This is a genomic window from Domibacillus sp. F004 (assembly GCF_057814295.1).
Window position 1 is genome coordinate 525,731 of sequence record NZ_JBVATB010000002.1, and the last position, 19,501, is coordinate 545,231.

The following is a 19,501-nucleotide window of genomic DNA, read 5'->3' on the forward strand; positions in this document are numbered from 1 at the left end:
CTTTTGAAAGAGTCGATTATATCCTTAACAAGGCGATTAATTGAATTTGAAACGGTTGAAAAAGAACAGATTAATATGTCCGCTGATTATTGTGCAGAGTGGCTGACCAAACGGGAGATAAATACGCAAATTATTGAGCATGAAGGACTGAAAAATGTCGTTGCTATGATTGGTGAGAGCGGTCCAACCGTTGTGCTAAACGGTCATCTTGATGTTGTGCCGGCTGGAAGTGAGCAGTTTATTCCGTATGTGGAAGACGGGAAAATTATCGTACGGGGCAGTTTTGATATGCTTGGTGCCGTGGCGGTGATGATGCATGTGACGGCTGAACTTGCGAAGCAGCCGCTTTCGTGTAAAGTGATGCTTGTGCTCGTTCCGGATGAAGAAACGGGCGGTCAAAAAGGAACGGGCTTTTTAGTTAGCCAAGGTTTGGCAGGCGATGTCGTGATTTGCGGCGAAACGACTAATTTGGATATTGCGGTTGAAGCGAAAGGCGTGCTGCAGCTTCGAATTGAAACAACGGGTGTATCTGCTCATGGAAGCCGGCCGTGGCTCGGTGACAATGCGATTTTAAATGCAGTGAACGCATATAAAAAAATTGAAATGCTTCCAATGTTTCAGATGAGCACGGCGTATTTTAAACAGCCATCGTTAAATCTAGCCCGAATTCAGGCAGGACAAGCCATTAATCAAGTACCAGACTGCTGTACGATGGATCTGGATATTCGTTATCTGCCAGGACAGAATCCGGACGTGATCGTGAACGAAATAGAGCAGCTAGTAAAAGGAACAGTGACGGTTTTAAGCGAAGGGCCGCCTGTTCAAACAAACCCGCAAGATGCAGCGATTCGTCAGCTGAAAGCATCGGCTGAAAAAGTGCTCGGGCGAGATGTTTTGTTTTTCGGCCAGGACGGGGCAGCCGATACGCGGTTTTATGCAGAACATGGCATTCCAGCCGTTGAATTTGGCCCGCGCGGTGCGAATCATCATGGCAAGGATGAATATGTTGAAATAGATTCGCTTATGGAGTTCTCCGCTATTTTACAACACTATATTCTTCATTTTTCATAAAAATCAAAACGATCAGCACCACGCAGAAAAGCCGCTTCCTAAGGAGAAGCGGCTTTTTTTATAAAATAGGTGAGAGCAGCCGGGCGAGTGATTCGCCAATTCTTTTTGGAAAGGTGCGGTGTTCATAACGCTCTCGGCTAATCGGAACAGAATCAGAAAAATCCTTCAAAAAATCCACTTCGACTTTTTCGACAGCAGGCGTCCGGTTATATAAAAAGGTCATTAGTTCATGATTGAGCCGGAAGCTGCGGACATCGAAGTTAGCGGTGCCAACGATGGCATGCATTCCATCAATCAGCAGTACTTTTGAATGAAGAAATGAATCATCACGGTATGCAAACACTTTGACACCGGCACTTAATAAATCCTGAAAATAAGAATTTGTGCCATAAAATGAAATGGCGCGGTCGCCTTTGCCTGGTACGATGACGCGCACATCTTTTCCACTGCGGGCAGCAACTCGTACAGCAGTGAGTGATTCATCGTCAGGCACAAAATAAGGAGACGCAATCCAAATCGACTTTTCTGCGGATAAAATCATTTCCAGCATTGCATCGCGCACGTCGCGTTCTTCGTTATAAGGCCCGCCATATACGGTTTGAACCATTTCATCCGCTTCGTGCGATTCAGATGGGAAATACGCTTCAAATCGAAAATCTTCTTTTAATTCATCAAGCAACGACGTTTTTGCACTAGTCGCATGAATCCAATCGGCTATAAAGGCTTCTTGCAGCTGGCGTACAGCCGGGCCTTTCATTCTCAAATGGGTATCACGCCACACTTCAAATTGTGGTGTGTTGCTTCGGTATTCTTCTCCGACGTTCAATCCGCCAGTGAAGCCGGTATGTCCGTCGACGATGACCATTTTGCGGTGATTGCGCAAATTAGCGGTGCGTGTAAACCATGGCGACACAATGGGATCGAAAGCATAGGCTTCGCCGCCCGCTTCTTTTAAAGGGCTTAAAAAAGATGCAGATAATCCAGATGAACCGAGCCCATCATATAAAAAGCGGACATGTACATTCGCTTCAGCCCGTTCTACAAGCGCATCACGTATGCTTGTGGAAATTTCATCTTCCCGGAAAATATAATATTGAATATGAATGTGGTGTTCCGCATGGCGGATTGTATCTAAAATGGCAGGAAATGTTTCATCACCGTTTGTTAAAATATCGACTTTATTGCCGGCAAGTGCTTCAAAACCAGTCATATTTTGAATGTTTTTCGCCTGAGGAATATTGGATGATACATCCCACTTTTCTCCGTGAAACCGCATGGATGTAATAAACTTTGTCGTCTCAGCAATGACAGATTTAGGAAGCATCCGGTTGCGGGGATCTCGTCCGAAAACGGAATAGACAATCGCACCTGCGAGTGGAAAAACGAGCACAATCGCAATCCAAGCCACTTTTGAATTGGTACCGCGTGAATCAAATAAAAGCAAATTAAATACAACAAAAATGGAAATGATTCCAGCAAGATAGGTAAACGCGACGGACAATTCATTTGAAAAATAACGGAGTCCGAAATAGATGAGCGCAACAACGCTAATTAATACGATAAGCTGCACCGCTTTTTCTCTCATGGCCGAATACACTCCTCTCAACTACCACTCAGTTTACCCTTTTTTTTTCAAAAGAGACAGTTGAAATTTTAAAAAAGGTGCGATATAGTGAAGGAGAATAAATGAATGAGTATTCATTCAAAGGAGGACGTAAACGTGGTTCAGCACATTCGAAAAGCAGCGATTATCGGGTCTGGCGTGATGGGTTCGGGCATCGCCGCGCATTTGGCGAACGTGGGTATTCCTTCTATTTTACTTGACATCGTCCCGAAAAATGCTGAAAACCGAAATGTTCTATCGGAAAGCGCGATCCAAAGGTTAGTGAATCAAAAACCAGCACCACTTGCGTCCAAACAGAATACGGCTTTGATAACAGGCGGCAATTTAGAAGATGATCTCACGCAATTAGCAGAAGCAGACTGGATTATTGAAGTGGTTTTAGAAAATTTAGATGTAAAAAAGAAAGTGTTTGAAGCAGTAGACCATTATCGAAAGCCAGGCAGCATTATATCCTCCAATACATCAGGTATTTCTGTTGAAGCGATGAAAGAAGGCCGGAGCGATGATTTTAAAAAGCATTTTCTCGGCACACACTTTTTCAATCCACCGCGCTATTTGAAGCTGCTTGAACTCATTCCAACGGCCCATACGTTACCAGAAGTAGTCGATTACATGAAAACATTTGGTGAAAATGTTCTCGGAAAAGGGGTCGTGCTTGCGAAAGATACACCAAACTTTATCGCCAATCGGATCGGCACATATGGATTGCTTCACACGATGCACCTTATGACTGAAATGAAACTGTCACCCGGGGAAGTCGATTCCATCACAGGACCACTTATCGGCCGGCCGAAAAGTGCTACATTCCGGACACTTGACGTCGTTGGGCTTGATACATTCATTCATGTGGCGAAAAATGTATATGACCAAGTGGACGGCGAAGAAAAAAAAGTCTTTTATATACCAGATGCGCTCTTAAAAATGCGTGACAACGGCTGGATCGGTGCAAAAGCGGGGCAGGGCTTTTTTAAAAAGGATGGGCAGACGATTCTTGAATTAGATCCACAGTCAATGGAATATGTGAAACGCAAAAAAATGAAAGCGGATTCAATAGATCAAGCAAAAAAACAAAAAGGATCAGCGAAATGGAAAACACTTGCTTATGCAACGGACGGGGCCGGCCAGTTTATTTGGAAGATGATTGCTCCAATGCTTCTCTATTCTGCCAGGTTAACCGGTGAAATTGCCGATGATATCGTCTCGATTGACCGGGCAATGAGATGGGGATTCGGCTGGAATGAAGGCCCATTTGAAATATGGGATCAGCTTGGGGTCAGAGAAGCCCTTCAAAAAATGGAAGCAGAAGGCCTGATCGTTCCAGGCTGGGTAAAAGAGATGCCAGGTCCTTTTTATCAAGACGGTTCCTATTATGATCCTGCAACAAAATCATATAAACCGATGGACAGACAGAAAAAAGGGCTGAATTTAAAACAGCTGAAAAAAGAAGGGAACATCATTAAACAAAACAGCGGGGCCCACTTACTTGATATCGGGGACGGTGTGGCGCTTTTAGAATTTACATCACCGAACAATGCGATTGGCATGGACATCATACACATGATCGATGCTGCTGTTGAGGAAGTAGAGAAAAATTATAAAGGGCTTGTTATCGGAAATCAGGGCAAAAATTTCTGTGTCGGAGCGAATCTCGCGATGATTTTAATGGCTGCCGGGGATGATGACATGTGGGAAATTGACATGGTCGTTAAAGGGTTCCAGCAGGCCATGATGAAAATAAAATACAGCACTAAACCGGTCGTCGCAGCACCATTTGGGATGACGCTCGGCGGCGGAACAGAAGTATGTTTGCCAGCTGCACACATTCAAGCCTCGATGGAAACGTATATGGGACTCGTGGAAACAGGAGTCGGTCTTATCCCGGGCGGAGGCGGCAATAAAGAGCTGTACATTCGTCACCTTGAACAAATGCCAACCGGTGTACCGGTCGATTTACAGGCCGTTGCGAACAGCGTATTTGAAACAGTTGCGATGGCCAAAGTGTCCACATCCGCAGTAGACGCACGTGAAAACAACTTTTTATGCCAGGCAGATGGCATTAGCATAAATAGCGATCATCTTTTATATGATGCTAAACAGACAGCGATCTATTTATATGAAAAGGGCTATACAGCACCGATCCGCAAAAAAGTACCGGTCACGGGTGAAACGGGTTATGCGGCATTATTGCTTGGCGCCCAGTCGATGCACGCATCTGGCTTTATTTCCGATCATGATTTGACCATTGCTAAAAAGCTTGCCTGGGTTATTGCAGGAGGAAATGTACCGTTTGGATCGGAAGTGGATGAACAGTATTTGCTTGATCTGGAGCGAGAGGCATTTTTACAGCTTGTCGCCATGCCAAAAACGCAGCAGCGTATGCAGCATATGCTTCTGAAAGGAAAACCACTTCGGAACTAAAGGGGGGAAAGGAATGAAGGAAGCGGTTATTGTCGCCGGTGCGCGTACACCTGTCGGCCGGGCAAAAAAAGGAACGCTCCGCCATACGCGTCCAGATGACCTTGGCGCACTTGTTGTGAAAGAAACGTTAAAACGAGCCGGAAACTATGAAGGGAACATTGACGATCTTATTATCGGATGTGCGATGCCAGAAGCGGAGCAAGGGATGAACATGGCACGAAACATCGGTGCTCTTGCCGGCCTTTCACACGATGTGCCGGCTGTGACAATCAATCGGTACTGCTCGTCAGGCTTGCAGTCCATTGCGTATGCTTCAGAACGGATTATGATTGGGCACGCCGATACCATTATCGCCGGTGGAGCCGAATCGATGAGTTTAGTGCCGATGATGGGCCACGTCGTTCGGCCGAACGTACGGATTGCAGAAACGATGCCGGGTTATTACATGTCAATGGGGCATACGGCGGAAGAAGTGGCGAAAAAATACAGCATTTCGCGCGAAGATCAAGATGCGTTTGCGGTGCGCAGTCATGAACGGGCAGCAGGCGCCATTTCAGAAGGGAAATTTGTAGATGAAATTGTGCCGGTAGACGTGACCAATAGACATGTCGGGGCGGATCATAAAGTGAGAGAAGAACATGTCTTGTTTTCGATGGATGAAGGAGTACGACACGGAACGACGGTCGACATATTGGCAAAGCTGCGTCCGGCCTTTTCTTTATCAGGAACCGTGACAGCAGGCAATGCATCGCAAACGTCAGACGGTGCCGCAGCAGTCCTCGTGATGGAACGAGAAAAAGCTGCATCGCTCGGTTTGAAACCTATTGCCAAGCTGCGTTCCTTTGCGGTCGGAGGGGTACCGCCGGAAGTCATGGGTGTTGGCCCGGTTGTTGCTGTTCCTAAAGCGCTGAAACTGGCAGGCCTTGAATTATCACATATTGATTTGTTTGAATTAAATGAAGCCTTTTCATCACAGTCGATTCAAGTCATTCGCGAGCTTGGATTGAATGAAGACATTGTCAACGTAAATGGCGGGGCAATCGCACTCGGTCATCCACTTGGCTGTACAGGGACCAAATTGACGTTATCGCTTCTTCATGAATTGAAACGGCGCAACAAACAGTTCGGGATCGTGACGATGTGTATCGGTGGCGGAATGGGCGCTGCTGGTGTCTTTGAAATGATGTAACAAAGGGGGAAATGACTTATGGCAGCAAGAGGCGGTTCCTTTTTAATAGAAGATGTGGCGTATCACTCGATTTTTACACCGGAAGATTTTTCGGATGAACAGAAAATGATTGCGAAAATGACAGAAGATTATGTAGCAGGCAGCGTTTTGCCGGAGTTGCCTTATCTTGAAAAGCATGAATTTGACCGAACAGTAAAACTATTGCAAGAAGCAGGCGAACTCGGATTGCTTGCTGCAGATGTGCCAGAAGAATACGGCGGATTGAACCTGGATAAAGTGAGTTCAGCGCTCATTGCGGAAAAAATGGCAGTGGCCGGCGGTTTTTCCCTTTCACATGGGGCGCATGTCGGCATAGGCACATTGCCGATTGTGTTATTTGGAAATGACGAACAAAGACAGACGTATTTGCCGGATCTGGCTATGGGAAAACGATTCGCCGCGTATGCTTTGACGGAGCCTGGTTCTGGTTCTGATGCGCTTGGCGCGAAAACGACGGCTCGTTTGAACGAAGCGGGAACACATTACGTGTTAAACGGGGAAAAACAGTGGATTACGAACTCGGCCTTTGCGGACGTGTTCATCGTTTATGCGAAAATTGATTCGGAACAATTTTCAGCGTTTATTGTAGAGAAAGGCTATCCGGGTGTATCGACTGGTGTGGAAGAGGAAAAAATGGGCATTAAAAGTTCATCGACGAGGACGCTCATTTTGTCCGATGCACAGGTACCGGTGGGAAATTTACTGGGCGAAGCGGGCCGAGGTCATGTCATTGCATTCAATATTTTGAACATTGGCCGTTATAAATTAGGTGTCGGTACGGTCGGCAGTGCGAAGCGGGCACTCGATATATCCTTGAAATACGCGAACGAACGCCAGCAGTTTAAAACGAAGATTGCACATTTTAATTTAATAAAAGAAAAGTTTGGCACAATGTCATCAAAATTATATGCAGCAGAAAGCGCCATTTACCGAACGGTCGGCTACTTTGAAGAGCAAATGAGTGCACTGTCTGAAGAGGAACGAAAAGATGGGAAGAAGGTTGCCTCATCGATTGCGGAATATGCGATTGAATGTTCATTGTGTAAATTTTTTGGCACAGAAGTGCTCGATTACGTTGTAGACGAAGGAGTCCAAATTCATGGCGGATACGGCTTTATGGATGAATACGAAATTTCAAGAATGTACCGTGATTCACGCATTAACCGTATTTTTGAAGGAACCAATGAAATTAACCGCTTGCTTGTGCCAGGTACGTTTGTGAAAAAAGCGTTTAAAGGCGAGCTTCCGCTGTTTGAGAAAGCCCAGGCGCTGCAAGATGAGCTGATGATGCTGATGCCGGAAGAACCGGGAGAAAGCGTGCTTGCACAGGAAAAAATGCTCGTGGAAAATGCGAAGAAAATAGCGCTTCTTGCAGCAGGATTAGCCGTTCAAAAATATGGAAAAACGCTTGAAGGTGAACAAGAAGTGCTGGCGAACATCGCTGATCTTGTGAACTGTGTATACGCAATGGAATCGACTGTTCTTCGTACAGAAAAAGCGATTAAAAAAGTCGGCGAAGAGAAAAGCCGTCAGAAAGTCTTGTACACCCAAATTTTCTGCCAGGAAGCATTTTATGAAGTCGAAGCGCATGCGAAAGAAACTCTCGTGGCGATTGAGTCTGGCGATAGCTTGCGTATTATGCTATCGGCCTTACGAAAACTTAGCCGCCACACACCGATTAACGTCATTGCTAAAAAAAGGGAAGCGGCCGATAAATTAAACGATTCGTTAAAATATGTCGTCTAACATAAGAAAAGACAGCCGAGGCCATCTTCTCCTCGGCTGTCTTTTCATTTTTTCATCTGATCAAGCATCGAAATCGTATCAACAAGATGATTGTTAAAGATTTGCTTCGCTACGGAAAGCAATTCAACAATCATTGGATCACGAAGCGAATAAATGACCCGATTTCCATCTTTTGTGCCTGTCACAATGTTTTTTCCGCGTAGAATGGTTAACTGCTGAGAAACAGCGGAACCTTCACTGCTGGCAAGGCTTTGAAGTTCATTCACGCTTTTGTCGCCCTCAGCCAGCAGCTCCAGAATTTTAATCCGCAATGGATGAGCGAGCGCTTTAAAAAAATCGGCTTTAAATTGTTGCATCTCAAGATTCAATCGTTACGTCCTCCTTATCACAAACAGGTTGTTGCCCTTTAGAAAAGGCTTCACACTCTCTAAAGGCAAATTGCCGGCAGCCGAGACATTTCTCATTATTTAAATGTAACAGAGCAGCGTTAATCGCGTCACCTGTATGAATGAAAAAATGATCCTTGCCAATCCGTTTGTCCAAACCTGTTTTCCTTAAAACACTTTCAGGCTGAGGATTTAAGCCGGAGATGAAAACTGTTCCATGTTTTGAAAAATCTCTGACAATACTGGATAAATGCGCTTCTCCAGTCGTATCCATAAAAGGCACTTTCCCCATTCGAAGCAGCAGCACCTCTGGCTTGTAATTGACGGTCTTCATGATGGATTGCTGAAACGTTTGCGCAGCCCCGAAAAAAAGCGGTCCTTCAATATTGTATATACTAATTTGCGGACAGTCGTGAGAATCGGTTACCATATGGCTTGCCACTTTCTCATGCTTGTCGAACGGATTAGGCAATGCTTTTTCTGTCACGATTATATCACTCATTCGTTTCGTAAAGATGATGACAGCGAGAAGAAGGCCAACTTCAACCGCGACAGTTAAATCCATAAAGATGGTTAATAAAAACGTGACAACTAATACGAGTGAATCCTCTGTTTTCGTTTTGACTAGATGAATAAAGACATGCCGCTCACTCATATTCCAAGCGACGATCATTAAGATAGGTGCCAAACTCGCTAATGGAATTTTGGATGCGTACGGCGCGAAAAGCAATAAAATGATCAAAACAACGAGTCCATGGACAACACCGGACACGGGTGAAACAGCCCCGTTTTTAATGTTGGTTGCTGTTCTTGCAATGGCCCCTGTTGCCGGGATACCGCCAAATAAAGGCGTGACCATGTTGGCAATACCTTGCCCGACCAATTCTCTGTTGCTGTTATGTTTGCTATTTGTCATTCCATCGGCTACGACAGCCGATAAAAGCGATTCAATCGCGCCCAGGATGGCAATGACAAAAGCAGGTCTAATCATCTGCTTCACTTTTTCAAATGTAATCTCTGGCATATGAAACTGCGGTAGTGTACTAGAAATGTTGCCATACGTTGAACCAATGGTAGCCACCTCACCAGGATATAAAAACGTGGCCAGCAAGGTGGAAAAAACAAGCGCAATGAGTGGTCCCGGTATTTTTGGGAATAATATTGGTGTATAAATGACCGTTAGCAAACAAATAACAGCTGTTAGGATACTATATCCATTTATAGTATGAATATTAAGCATGAGTTCTTTCATATTATCAATGAACGCCTCATGCTTTTCAACACCAGTTAAACCAAGAAAATTCGGAATTTGTCCGGTAAAGATAATAACGGCGATTCCAGACGTAAAACCGATTGTGACCGGACGAGGGATAAATGTAATGAGCGAACCTAATTTAAAGAGGCCCATCAAGACTAAAAGAATCCCGGCTAAAAAACCGGCAATGAGTAAATTTTCAAATCCATATGTCATAACAATGCTGAATAAAATAGGGATAAATGCACCAGTGGGCCCGCCAATTTGAAAACGGGAGCCGCCGAACAATGAAATAAGGATGCCGGCGACGATGGTCGTATAAATCCCGTATTCAGGCTTCACACCGGATGCTATTGCAAAGGCCATCCCTAAAGGAATCGCGATGATTCCGACAATGAGCCCTGATAAAAGATCTTTTTGAAAAGCTTGCATAGAGTACGGTTTATATCTACCGGTAAAATACCATTGCCGCATACGAATCATCCTTTTTATATTTGTATATTTGATTATTTGAATATAAATAAGATAAGCTTCTTTTTATAGATTGTCAAAGGGTTTTTTGCAAAAGTTGTCGAACTTCATGTCGAGGTGATAAAAAGTGAAGAGTGCCAGTCCCTTTATCTTAGTAAAAAACGTAAGAGAATCTGTTGATTATTACCAGTCTCTCTTTGGGGGAGACATTCATATTTTAAACGAGCATGCGGGCAAATTGCTGCACGCAGAGCTCCATCTGGGCAGCAGTCTGATTCATTTTGCCGACACATATGGACGGGGAAATGAGACGAAAGATGCAAATGTCATTATGCAGTTTGACAGTGAAGACGAAATTCGAAGAGTGTACGATAACCTAACAGCAGATGGCGGGAAAATCCAGGTAGAGCTAGCCGATACGTTTTTCGGTGCATTGCACGCACAAGTGAAAGACAGCAAGAACGGCATTAACTGGGTACTCAATCAAATGAAATAACAAAATAGACAACTAAAAACGAAATTGATTCTTGAGGTGTAATCATGAAATTTTACTGGTATCCGAAATGCGGGACGTGCCGCAACGCAAAAAAGTGGCTCGATGAAAAAGGTATTACGTACGAAGCCATTCATATCGTCGAAGCACCGCCTTCAAAAGAAGAATTAGAACAGGCATATGAAAAAAGCGGTCTTCCGCTGAAGAAATTTTTCAATACAAGCGGACAAAAATACCGGGAGCTTGGATTGAAGGATCAGATAGCCTCTAAAACGGAAGACGAACTGCTGACCATTCTTGCATCAGACGGCATGCTAATCAAGCGTCCGCTTGCCATTAGCGATGAAATGGCAACGGTTGGCTTTAAAGAAGAGGAATATAACGCAAAGTGGCAGTGATGGTCTTGCATTCTGTCTAACGAATCAGTAAAGTATAGAGTATACTTAATTTAATCTGGAGGTATAAACAAATGAATGTGCCTAAAGAGCTGCGTTATTCACAGGAACATGAATGGGTAAAGCAAGAAGACGGGAATGTGCGCATTGGCATTACGGATTTTGCGCAATCTGAACTAGGTGATATCGTGTTTGTTGAGTTGCCAGCTGTTGGGGATGAAATTAAGGTTGACGAGCCGTTTGGAAGTGTGGAATCAGTTAAAACTGTTTCAGAGTTGTATGCACCGATCAGCGGAAAAGTCATTGAAATCAACGAAGAGCTTGAAGACAGCCCTGAATTTGTAAATGAATCGGCTTATGATAAGGCATGGATGATTGTCATTGAACCGTCTGATGCTTCGCAAATAGACAATTTGATGACGGCAGAGCAGTACGAAGAAAGAATAAAAGAAGATTAATTGACGGGGCCGGCCGATTGCCGGTCTTTTTTTACTTTGCTTTTTTCGCGGAAACGAGTGAAAATAGAGTTAACAACGTGCAGCGGGGTGATGGTGATGATTCTGGAAAAAGCAATTATCGTCGAAGGTTCATCAGATCGTAAGCGGGTGGCTGAAATTGTGAAAGAACCGGTAGACATCATTTGTACGAATGGGACGATTGGCGTAGCGCGCTTAGACGAATTGGTAGATGAATTATTCGAGCGGGATGTGTATATTTTAGTCGATGCAGATGCATCAGGCGAAAAGCTGCGGCGCCAGTTTAAACGCGAGCTGCCCAATGCCCGCCATCTTTATATTGATCGAAAGTATAAAGAAGTCGCTGCTGTCCCTTACCGCTCTCTTGCATCGGTTTTAATGGCAGCGAATATTGATGTGCGCAGGGAATTTTTACAGAAAGAAGGATTGTAAGGACAATGAAAACCACTCAATCAATTGATGATTTTATAGCCGCCCCGAAAGCGGCTTTATATGCATATACGCCCATGTGCGGCACATGCCAGGTAGCGGGGAAAATGCTTGATGTTGTGGAAGCAATGAACATCGATTTGCCGCTTGAACGGATTAATTTAAATTATCATGAAGATATTGCCCGCCAATTTGAGGTTGAAAGCGTGCCTTGTTTGCTTTTAATATCAGAAGGAACACTTAAAAAGAAAATTTACGCTTTTCAGTCAGTTCCGTACATATATGAGGAAATGATTTCTCATATATAATTCTAGTAGAATTTGTAAAAAATATACATTTTTTGTCGTTGACATAATGGCCATTTCGGTGGTAGAATCCATTCATATTCATAGTAACTCTTATCAAGAGAGGCTGAAGGATGTGCCTGATGAAGCCCGGCAACCATTTTTTTAGAAAAGGTGCCAAATCACACAAAGCAATGTGCTTCGAGAGATGAGAGAAAGGGAATTTTATGCACTGCCTTTCTGCTATTATCCGCAGACAGGCTTTTTTTTGTGAAAAGGAGTTAACAACATGATTTTAATTGAACAGGCAAAAAAAATATATGAAACGAAAAACGGTCCCGTTACAGCCGTTGACGATATAAATCTTTCTATTTTAAAAGGCGAGATTTTTGGTATGATCGGCTACAGCGGTGCGGGGAAAAGTACGCTCATTCGCATGTTAAACGGACTTGAGACGCCGACGGAAGGATCTGTCACTGTTGGAGGACGGACAATATCAACAATTAAAGGCAGCGAACTGCGGAAAGCCCGTCAGGAAATCGGAATGATTTTTCAACACTTTAATTTACTCTGGTCTCGCACTGTGCGTGATAATATTGCGTTTCCGCTTGAAATTGCGGGCGTCTCAAAAGCGGACCGGGAAAAACGTGTGAATGAATTAATCGAACTGGTTGGTCTAAATGGGCGCGGAGACTCTTATCCTTCGCAGCTGTCAGGCGGTCAAAAGCAGCGTGTAGGCATTGCTCGGGCACTCGCCAATAACCCGAAAGTACTATTATGCGATGAAGCCACATCAGCACTTGACCCGCAGACGACGGACTCTATATTAGAATTGCTCGTTGATATTAATGAACGCCTCGGCTTGACGATTGTGCTGATTACACATGAGATGCATGTCATCCGCAAAATTTGTCATCGCGTGGCGGTGATGGAAGCAGGCAAGATCGTTGAAATGGGGCCAGTGCTTGATGTATTCCGTCATCCAGAACAGCCTATTACAAAACGATTCGTCCAGCAGGTGACGGAACCGGAAGAGTCGAAAGAAACGATTCGTCATTTAGTAGAAGCACATCCGGATGGGCAAATTGTTAAGTTGACGTTCGTCGGTGTATCAGCTGAACAGCCGGTCATGACCGAAATTATTCGCCGCTTTCAGGTCGCAGTCAATATTTTACAAGGGAAAATTTCGCAGACGCAAAACGGTGCATACGGCACATTGTTCGTTCATATCACAGGTCCTTCGTCTGAAGTCAACAATGCGGTCGCATTTTTAGAGGCGCAGCAAGTGGATTCGGAGGTGATCACTTATGAGTGAACAGTGGTTTCCGAATGTTGATTGGGACAAAATGTGGGAAGCGACACTTCAGACGCTTTATATGACGAGCATTTCCGTCGTCATTACGTTCGTTCTCGGCCTAATGCTTGGATTATTGCTCTTTTTAACATCGAAAGGACAGCTATGGGAAAATAAAGCGGTCTACAGCATAACCGCCATCATCGTCAATGTTTTCCGCTCGATTCCATTTATCATTTTAATTGTTCTGCTCATTCCCTTTACGAAAGCGATCGTCGGCACGATTATCGGTGAAAATGCAGCTTTGCCGGCCCTTATCATTGGCGCTGCTCCGTTTTATGCCCGTATGGTTGAAATTGCGCTGCGTGAAATTGATAAAGGGGTGATCGAAGCGGCACGAGCGATGGGGGCATCAACAGGAACAATTATCCGGAAAGTATTCATTCCGGAATCATTGCCGGCCCTCGTTTCAGGACTCACTGTTACCGCGATTGCCCTTGTCGGCTATACAGCGATGGCGGGGGTTATTGGGGCAGGCGGACTCGGCAATCTTGCTTTCTTGGATGGATTTCAGCGCAGCCGTAATGATGTGACACTGATGGCAACAATCGTTATACTTATTATTGTATTTATCATTCAGTTTATCGGGGATACGTTCACACGCAGACTTGATAAACGATAAAATATTTTTTAGGAGGAATTACATCATGAAAAAATGGCTAATCGGGTTTTTAACAGCCGCGATTGTGCTCGTTCTTGCAGCGTGTGGCGGCGGGGAAGAAACAACAGATAAAGAAGAATCAGGTTCATCGGAAGAAGATAAGACAATTGTTGTAGGCGCTTCTAACTCACCACACGCAATTATTTTGGAAGAAGTAAAACCGCTACTTGAAGAGCAAGGGTATGATCTTCAAATCGAAACGTTCCAGGATTATGTATTGCCAAACACAGCGCTTGAAGAAGGCGAACTTGATGCAAACTATTTCCAGCACATTCCATACCTTGAAGCACAGAAAAAAGAGCATGGCTATGATTTCGTTAACGCGGGCGGTATTCACATTGAACCAATTGGCGTTTATTCAAAAAAATATAAAAGTCTTGAAGAACTTCCAGAAGGCGCAACGATTCTTATGAGTTCATCTGTTCCAGACCACGGCCGAATTTTGACAATGCTTGAAAAAGAGGGATTAATCACACTGAAAGACGACGTTGTAAAAGAAGAAGCAACACTTGATGATATTGCTGAAAACAAAAAGAATTACAAATTTGACTACCAGTACGAAGCAGCACTGCTTCCGCAAGTATACAACAACGATGAAGGCGACGCGGTGTTGATCAACTCCAACTACGCGATCGATGCCGGTTTGAATCCGATAGAAGATTCAATTGCGATTGAGGATAAAGAATCACCATATGTGAACGTGATTGCGGTACGTTCTGGTGATGAAGAAAAAGAAAAAATTAAAGCGCTCGTCGAAGTGCTTCACTCTAAAGAAATTCAAGACTTCATTTTGAAAGAATGGAGCGGATCGGTCGTCCCGGTTACGGAATAATATGAACACCGTCTGGCATTATGCGGACGGTTTTTTTGATGTAAAGTTTTTAGATAATTTAGAATTTTAGAGGATATGGTTTATATATTGCGTATGCGGCTATATAAAAGAGTATATTGGATCTCACCACATGTGAGAGGGACTGAGTCTGCCTCATGGCTTTTGCGTGTTCCGTCTGCCTCCTGTTATGATTAATAACGGAGCAGGGCTCCAAAAAAAACGAAAAGGATTGATTCCCTATTAGTAACTCACTGAATATGAAGTACACAGACGGCATGGAAAAAGCAATGCATGCATCTCACGGCGTAGGCTACGCGGTGTACAGTCAAAAGCATGAAGTGAGGATTGACGTCGAGCAGCAACGTGAAGAAGACTATCTGTTAAGCAGACGTATCGTTGCCGATTATAACAACAAATTTACCAATCACTTATCATAACAACAAGGAAAAAAAGCCGGCTTAAAAAGCCGGTTTTTTTCCATTTAGTTGTGAATACTAATGATGGTCAATAACAACGGTTGAATATAAATACGATTTGTTATAAGATTGTAATGAGAATAAAGTGAGAATAGAAACAATCGGTTATTAAAGCCGATGAATATGGAGGGTAAATTATGTCACAATCAACATTAACAGTTAAAGATCTTCACGTCTCCATTGACGGGAAAGAAATTTTAAAGGGTGTAAACCTAGAAGTTAAAGGCGGAGAATTCCATGCGATTATGGGACCGAATGGAACGGGGAAATCAACCCTTTCTTCTGCGATTATGGGCCATCCTAAATATGAAGTTACACAAGGGACCATTACACTAGATGGTGAAGATGTTCTTGAAATGGAAGTAGACGAGCGCGCGCGTGCAGGTCTATTTCTTGCAATGCAGTATCCAAGCGAAATTACAGGCGTAACAAATGCCGAATTCCTTCGTTCAGCTGTGAATGCACGACGCGAAGAAGGCGATGAAATTTCACTGATGAAATTTATTCGCCAAATGGACAGCAACATGGATATTCTTGAAATGGATCAAGATATGGCACAGCGTTATTTAAACGAAGGCTTCTCCGGCGGTGAGAAAAAACGCAATGAAATTCTTCAATTAATGACCATTAAACCGCAAATCGCGATTCTTGATGAGATTGATTCAGGTCTAGATATTGACGCATTAAAAGTTGTTTCAGAAGGAATCAACCAAATGCGCAATGAAAATTTTGGCTGTCTGATTATTACTCATTACCAGCGTCTGCTTGATTACATTACACCTGACCATGTCCATGTTATGATGCAAGGCCGCGTCGTTAAATCTGGTGGACCGGAGCTAGCGCATCGCCTTGAAGCAGAAGGATATGACTGGATTAAACAGGAACTTGGCATCGAAGACGAAACGGTACAGTAATCGGAAGGGGCAGGAGGATAATTATGACTGAAACAAAATGGGTAGTTGATGAGTCGGTAATCCGTGACTTCTCAGCTGCAAACAACGAACCTGAATGGCTGTTAAATGCTCGTCTTGATGCGTTTAATAAAGCGGAGCAATTGCCGCTTCCAAAGCCGGACAAAACGAAAATCGACAAATGGAATTTTACACAATTCGGTACTCATCGTACAGAAAGTACACCGTACGTATCGATTGCCGACCTTCCTGAAGAGGCGAAAGCCGTCATTGGCGAAGAGCATACGGCGCAAAACGTGTATGTTCAACGAAATGGTGTACCATCTATATTAAATATATCTGATGAATTGAAAGAAGCAGGCGTTATTTTCACTGATTTTGCGACCGCAGCGAAAGAACATAGCGATCTCGTTCAAAAGTATTTCATGACAAAAGTGGTTAAAGCCGATGAGCATCAGCTTACTGCTTTGCATGCAGCACTTGTGAACGGCGGCGTGTTTTTATACGTACCGAAAAATGTCGAAATTAAAGAACCGGTGCAGGCTGTATTTATTCAAGATGATAAAAATGCGGCGATTTTTAACCACGTTATCGTAGTAGCGGAAGCAAACAGCACCGTCACATATGTAGAAAACTACATTTCCACAGTGGAAACAGAACAAGGTGTTGCGAACATCATCACAGAAGTAATTGCAGGTGATAATGCCCGCGTTTCATACGGAGCGGTTGATACGCTTGCGGAAAACGTCACAGTCTATGTAAACCGTCGCGGTGTGACAGCTCCTCATGCGCACATCGAATGGTCGCTTGGAAGCATGAATGACGGCAATACTATTTCTGAAAATGTCACGAATTTAATTGGTGACGGTTCTTATGCGGATACGAAAATGGTTGTTGTAGGCACTGGCAAGCAATCCATGAACTTTACAACGAAAGTCGTTCATTTCGGCAAACATACAGAAGGTTACATTCTGAAGCATGGCGTCATGAAAGACGAAGCGAAGGCGATCTTTAATGGAATTGGTAAAATTGAGCATGGTGCTTCGAAATCAAATGCGGAGCAAGAATCGCGTATTTTAATGTTAAGCGAAAAAGCACGCGGCGATGCGAACCCAATTTTGCTTATTGATGAAGATGATGTAACGGCAGGACACGCCGCTTCTGTTGGCCGTGTCGATCCGCTTCAGCTGTACTATTTGATGAGCCGTGGTATTACGAAACGGGAAGCAGAACGTCTGGTTATTCACGGGTTTTTAGCGCCGGTTGTCAACAAACTGCCAATCGAAAACGTGAAGAAACAATTGAAAGGCATTATTGAAAGGAAAGTTCGCCAATGAATGCGAAAGAACTAAAAAAGTACTTTCCCATTCTTGATCAAGAAGTAAACGGTCAGCCCCTCGTTTATCTTGACAGTGCGGCAACATCTCAAAAACCGATCCAAGTCATTGATGCAATCAGTGACTATTACCGGACGTCGAATGCGAATGTCCATCGCGGCGTTCATACGCTTGGCAACCGGGCAACAGATTTGTATGAAGGCGCGCGTGATAAAGTACGCCGCTTCATCAATGCGGGATCAACGAAAGAAATCGTCTTTTTGCGTGGAACAACGACGGCCCTTAACCTCGTTGCCCAGAGCTATGGACGTGCCAATGTAGGAGAAGGCGATGAAATCGTCATCACCCACATGGAGCATCATTCGAATATTATTCCGTGGCAGCAGCTGGCGAAGTATACAGGTGCCACATTGAAGTATATACCGTTACAAGAAGATGGCACGATTTCATTGGAAGACGTACGGGCAACCGTCACGTCCAACACGAAAATTGTTTCTGTCATGATGGTATCAAACGTACTTGGTACGATTAATCCGATTGCGGACATTACGAAAATTGCCCATGAACATGGTGCTGTTATGGTTGTAGATGCAGCACAGGCTGCGCCGCATATTCTTATTGATGTACAAAAGCTCGATTGTGATTTCCTTGCTTTTTCAGGCCATAAAATGTGCGGACCGACTGGTATAGGCGTATTATATGGGAAAGAGCAGTTGCTGGATCAAATGGAGCCGATCGAATTTGGCGGCGAAATGATTGATTTCGTTGGTCTTTATGAATCAACATGGAAAGAACTACCGTGGAAGTTTGAAGGTGGCACACCTATTATTGCCGGTGCGATCGGTCTTGGTGCAGCGATCGATTTCTTAAATGAAATCGGCATTGAAGCCATTGAGCAGCACGAGCATACACTAGCTTCATACGCACTTGACGTATTGGCGAAAATTCCGGATCTGACGGTTTTTGGTCCGAAAAATGGCCAAAACCGTGCTGGTGTGGTCACGTTTAATTTAGGTGATGTTCATCCACATGACGTGGCGACCGTTCTCGACGCAGAAGGCATCGCTGTTCGTGCCGGCCATCATTGTGCACAGCCGCTGATGAAATGGTGTGAAGTTTCCTCTACAGCACGCGCAAGCTTTTATTTGTATAATACAGAAGAAGATATCGACAGACTTGCCGCCGGTTTGTTAAAAACGAAGGAGTATTTCTCAGATGTCTTTTAATAATTTAGACCAACTATACCGTCAAGTGATTATGGATCATTACAAGAACCCCCGTAACAAGGGATCGATTGAAGATGGAAGCGTCACAGTGGATATGAATAATCCAACGTGCGGGGACCGGATTCATTTGACGATTAATGTAGAAGACGGGATTGTCACGGATGCGAAATTTGACGGAGAAGGATGCTCCATTTCGATGTCTTCTGCGTCGATGATGACGCAGGCGATTAAAGGAAAAGAGATTGATGAAGCACTTCGTCTGGCAAACGTTTTTTCAGATATGATGCTTGGCAAGGACTATCCAGAAGACTTGGACCTTGGCGATATCGAAGCACTGCAAGGCGTTGCAAAATTTCCTGCGCGTATCAAATGTGCAACATTATCGTGGAAAGCGATGGAAAAAGGTCTTCAACAAGAGAAGTAAAATT

20 protein-coding genes and 1 riboswitch are annotated in these 19,501 nt (G+C 44.0%); of the genes, 17 read left to right on the plus strand and 3 right to left on the minus strand.

Annotated features, from left to right (window positions below; genetic code table 11):
- The first annotated feature begins 3 nt into the window (after nucleotides 1-3).
- Nucleotides 4-1,071: a M20 family metallopeptidase gene (locus ACZYRN_RS08170; protein ID WP_488911032.1), complete on the plus strand. Its 1,068-nt coding sequence runs from the start codon at nucleotides 4-6 to the stop codon at nucleotides 1,069-1,071.
- Between the two features lie 58 nt (nucleotides 1,072-1,129).
- Here ACZYRN_RS08170 and cls read toward each other — a convergent pair whose 3' ends face one another.
- Nucleotides 1,130-2,641 (minus strand): cardiolipin synthase, encoded by a 1,512-nt coding sequence (gene cls / locus ACZYRN_RS08175; protein WP_488911136.1) that lies wholly within the window; start codon nucleotides 2,639-2,641, stop codon nucleotides 1,130-1,132.
- Nucleotides 2,642-2,761: 120 nt separating this feature from the next.
- On the opposite strand from cls, the gene ACZYRN_RS08180 reads away from it, so the two are divergent.
- Genes ACZYRN_RS08180 through ACZYRN_RS08190 form a run of 3 tightly spaced genes read left to right on the plus strand, consistent with a single transcriptional unit; the run spans nucleotide 2,762 to nucleotide 8,087 of the window.
- Nucleotides 2,762-5,113 (plus strand): 3-hydroxyacyl-CoA dehydrogenase/enoyl-CoA hydratase family protein, encoded by a 2,352-nt coding sequence (locus ACZYRN_RS08180; protein WP_488911033.1) that lies wholly within the window; start codon nucleotides 2,762-2,764, stop codon nucleotides 5,111-5,113.
- A 13-nt stretch (nucleotides 5,114-5,126) separates the two neighbouring features.
- A complete protein-coding gene (locus ACZYRN_RS08185; RefSeq protein ID WP_488911034.1) occupies nucleotides 5,127-6,302 on the plus strand; it encodes an acetyl-CoA C-acetyltransferase in 1,176 nt (391 codons plus the stop codon).
- Nucleotides 6,303-6,320: 18 nt separating this feature from the next.
- Nucleotides 6,321-8,087: an acyl-CoA dehydrogenase FadE gene (locus ACZYRN_RS08190; RefSeq protein WP_488911035.1), complete on the plus strand. Its 1,767-nt coding sequence runs from the start codon at nucleotides 6,321-6,323 to the stop codon at nucleotides 8,085-8,087.
- A 44-nt stretch (nucleotides 8,088-8,131) separates the two neighbouring features.
- Here ACZYRN_RS08190 and ACZYRN_RS08195 read toward each other — a convergent pair whose 3' ends face one another.
- Both ACZYRN_RS08195 and ACZYRN_RS08200 read right to left on the minus strand, forming a co-directional pair.
- Nucleotides 8,132-8,455 carry an ArsR/SmtB family transcription factor gene (locus ACZYRN_RS08195; protein ID WP_488911036.1) on the minus strand — a complete coding sequence of 108 codons (324 nt, stop codon included), beginning with the start codon at nucleotides 8,453-8,455 and terminating at the stop codon, nucleotides 8,132-8,134.
- Nucleotides 8,445-10,202 (minus strand): SulP family inorganic anion transporter, encoded by a 1,758-nt coding sequence (locus ACZYRN_RS08200; protein ID WP_488911037.1) that lies wholly within the window; start codon nucleotides 10,200-10,202, stop codon nucleotides 8,445-8,447. Before ACZYRN_RS08200 ends, ACZYRN_RS08195 begins: the two co-directional genes overlap by 11 nt.
- A gap of 124 nt (nucleotides 10,203-10,326) precedes the next feature.
- On the opposite strand from ACZYRN_RS08200, the gene ACZYRN_RS08205 reads away from it, so the two are divergent.
- From ACZYRN_RS08205 to sufU, 13 genes are all read left to right on the plus strand, one after another.
- Entirely contained in the window at nucleotides 10,327-10,695 is a 369-nt protein-coding gene (locus ACZYRN_RS08205) for a VOC family protein (RefSeq protein ID WP_488911038.1), read from the plus strand.
- A gap of 44 nt (nucleotides 10,696-10,739) precedes the next feature.
- Nucleotides 10,740-11,090: an arsenate reductase family protein gene (locus tag ACZYRN_RS08210; RefSeq protein ID WP_488911039.1), complete on the plus strand. Its 351-nt coding sequence runs from the start codon at nucleotides 10,740-10,742 to the stop codon at nucleotides 11,088-11,090.
- Nucleotides 11,091-11,161: 71 nt separating this feature from the next.
- Nucleotides 11,162-11,545, plus strand: coding sequence for a glycine cleavage system protein GcvH (gcvH, locus tag ACZYRN_RS08215; protein WP_488911040.1), 384 nt, complete (start codon nucleotides 11,162-11,164; stop codon nucleotides 11,543-11,545).
- A 96-nt stretch (nucleotides 11,546-11,641) separates the two neighbouring features.
- Nucleotides 11,642-11,995 carry a toprim domain-containing protein gene (locus ACZYRN_RS08220; RefSeq protein ID WP_488911041.1) on the plus strand — a complete coding sequence of 118 codons (354 nt, stop codon included), beginning with the start codon at nucleotides 11,642-11,644 and terminating at the stop codon, nucleotides 11,993-11,995.
- A 5-nt stretch (nucleotides 11,996-12,000) separates the two neighbouring features.
- Nucleotides 12,001-12,300: a thioredoxin family protein gene (locus ACZYRN_RS08225; protein ID WP_488911042.1), complete on the plus strand. Its 300-nt coding sequence runs from the start codon at nucleotides 12,001-12,003 to the stop codon at nucleotides 12,298-12,300.
- 87 nt (nucleotides 12,301-12,387) lie between these two features.
- Nucleotides 12,388-12,491, plus strand: a riboswitch (SAM riboswitch).
- Between the two features lie 74 nt (nucleotides 12,492-12,565).
- On the plus strand, nucleotides 12,566-13,591 hold the full coding sequence (locus tag ACZYRN_RS08230) for a methionine ABC transporter ATP-binding protein (protein ID WP_488911043.1): 1,026 nt from the start codon (nucleotides 12,566-12,568) through the stop codon (nucleotides 13,589-13,591).
- Complete coding sequence (locus tag ACZYRN_RS08235; protein ID WP_488911044.1) at nucleotides 13,584-14,252, plus strand: methionine ABC transporter permease; 669 nt, start codon at nucleotides 13,584-13,586, stop codon at nucleotides 14,250-14,252. The genes ACZYRN_RS08230 and ACZYRN_RS08235 overlap by 8 nt, the downstream gene beginning before the upstream one ends.
- A gap of 25 nt (nucleotides 14,253-14,277) precedes the next feature.
- A complete protein-coding gene (locus ACZYRN_RS08240) occupies nucleotides 14,278-15,123 on the plus strand; it encodes a MetQ/NlpA family ABC transporter substrate-binding protein (RefSeq protein ID WP_488911045.1) in 846 nt (281 codons plus the stop codon).
- A gap of 287 nt (nucleotides 15,124-15,410) precedes the next feature.
- Nucleotides 15,411-15,560: a YuzK family famiily protein gene (locus ACZYRN_RS08245; protein ID WP_488911046.1), complete on the plus strand. Its 150-nt coding sequence runs from the start codon at nucleotides 15,411-15,413 to the stop codon at nucleotides 15,558-15,560.
- 176 nt (nucleotides 15,561-15,736) lie between these two features.
- Nucleotides 15,737-16,513, plus strand: a complete 777-nt coding sequence (sufC, locus tag ACZYRN_RS08250; protein ID WP_488911047.1) for a Fe-S cluster assembly ATPase SufC — start codon at nucleotides 15,737-15,739, stop codon at nucleotides 16,511-16,513.
- Between the two features lie 20 nt (nucleotides 16,514-16,533).
- Nucleotides 16,534-17,847, plus strand: coding sequence for a Fe-S cluster assembly protein SufD (gene sufD / locus ACZYRN_RS08255; protein WP_488911137.1), 1,314 nt, complete (start codon nucleotides 16,534-16,536; stop codon nucleotides 17,845-17,847).
- Nucleotides 17,844-19,073 carry a cysteine desulfurase gene (locus tag ACZYRN_RS08260; protein WP_488911048.1) on the plus strand — a complete coding sequence of 410 codons (1,230 nt, stop codon included), beginning with the start codon at nucleotides 17,844-17,846 and terminating at the stop codon, nucleotides 19,071-19,073. The genes sufD and ACZYRN_RS08260 overlap by 4 nt, the downstream gene beginning before the upstream one ends.
- Nucleotides 19,063-19,497 (plus strand): Fe-S cluster assembly sulfur transfer protein SufU, encoded by a 435-nt coding sequence (sufU, locus tag ACZYRN_RS08265; RefSeq protein WP_018394327.1) that lies wholly within the window; start codon nucleotides 19,063-19,065, stop codon nucleotides 19,495-19,497. Before ACZYRN_RS08260 ends, sufU begins: the two co-directional genes overlap by 11 nt.
- The last annotated feature ends 4 nt before the right edge of the window (nucleotides 19,498-19,501 follow it).

Coding starts and splice junctions, on each gene's coding strand:
- ACZYRN_RS08180 (WP_488911033.1), top strand. CDS start 2,762: ATGAGTATTCATTCAAAGGAGGACGTAAACGTGGTTCAGCACATTCGA.
- ACZYRN_RS08185 (WP_488911034.1), top strand. CDS start 5,127: ATGAAGGAAGCGGTTATTGTCGCCGGTGCGCGTACACCTGTCGGCCGG.
- ACZYRN_RS08190 (WP_488911035.1), top strand. CDS start 6,321: ATGGCAGCAAGAGGCGGTTCCTTTTTAATAGAAGATGTGGCGTATCAC.
- ACZYRN_RS08200 (WP_488911037.1), bottom strand. CDS start 10,202: ATGCGGCAATGGTATTTTACCGGTAGATATAAACCGTACTCTATGCAA.
- ACZYRN_RS08210 (WP_488911039.1), top strand. CDS start 10,740: ATGAAATTTTACTGGTATCCGAAATGCGGGACGTGCCGCAACGCAAAA.
- gcvH (WP_488911040.1), top strand. CDS start 11,162: ATGAATGTGCCTAAAGAGCTGCGTTATTCACAGGAACATGAATGGGTA.
- ACZYRN_RS08220 (WP_488911041.1), top strand. CDS start 11,642: ATGATTCTGGAAAAAGCAATTATCGTCGAAGGTTCATCAGATCGTAAG.
- ACZYRN_RS08225 (WP_488911042.1), top strand. CDS start 12,001: ATGAAAACCACTCAATCAATTGATGATTTTATAGCCGCCCCGAAAGCG.
- ACZYRN_RS08230 (WP_488911043.1), top strand. CDS start 12,566: ATGATTTTAATTGAACAGGCAAAAAAAATATATGAAACGAAAAACGGT.
- ACZYRN_RS08235 (WP_488911044.1), top strand. CDS start 13,584: ATGAGTGAACAGTGGTTTCCGAATGTTGATTGGGACAAAATGTGGGAA.
- ACZYRN_RS08240 (WP_488911045.1), top strand. CDS start 14,278: ATGAAAAAATGGCTAATCGGGTTTTTAACAGCCGCGATTGTGCTCGTT.
- ACZYRN_RS08245 (WP_488911046.1), top strand. CDS start 15,411: ATGCATGCATCTCACGGCGTAGGCTACGCGGTGTACAGTCAAAAGCAT.
- sufC (WP_488911047.1), top strand. CDS start 15,737: ATGTCACAATCAACATTAACAGTTAAAGATCTTCACGTCTCCATTGAC.
- ACZYRN_RS08260 (WP_488911048.1), top strand. CDS start 17,844: ATGAATGCGAAAGAACTAAAAAAGTACTTTCCCATTCTTGATCAAGAA.
- sufU (WP_018394327.1), top strand. CDS start 19,063: ATGTCTTTTAATAATTTAGACCAACTATACCGTCAAGTGATTATGGAT.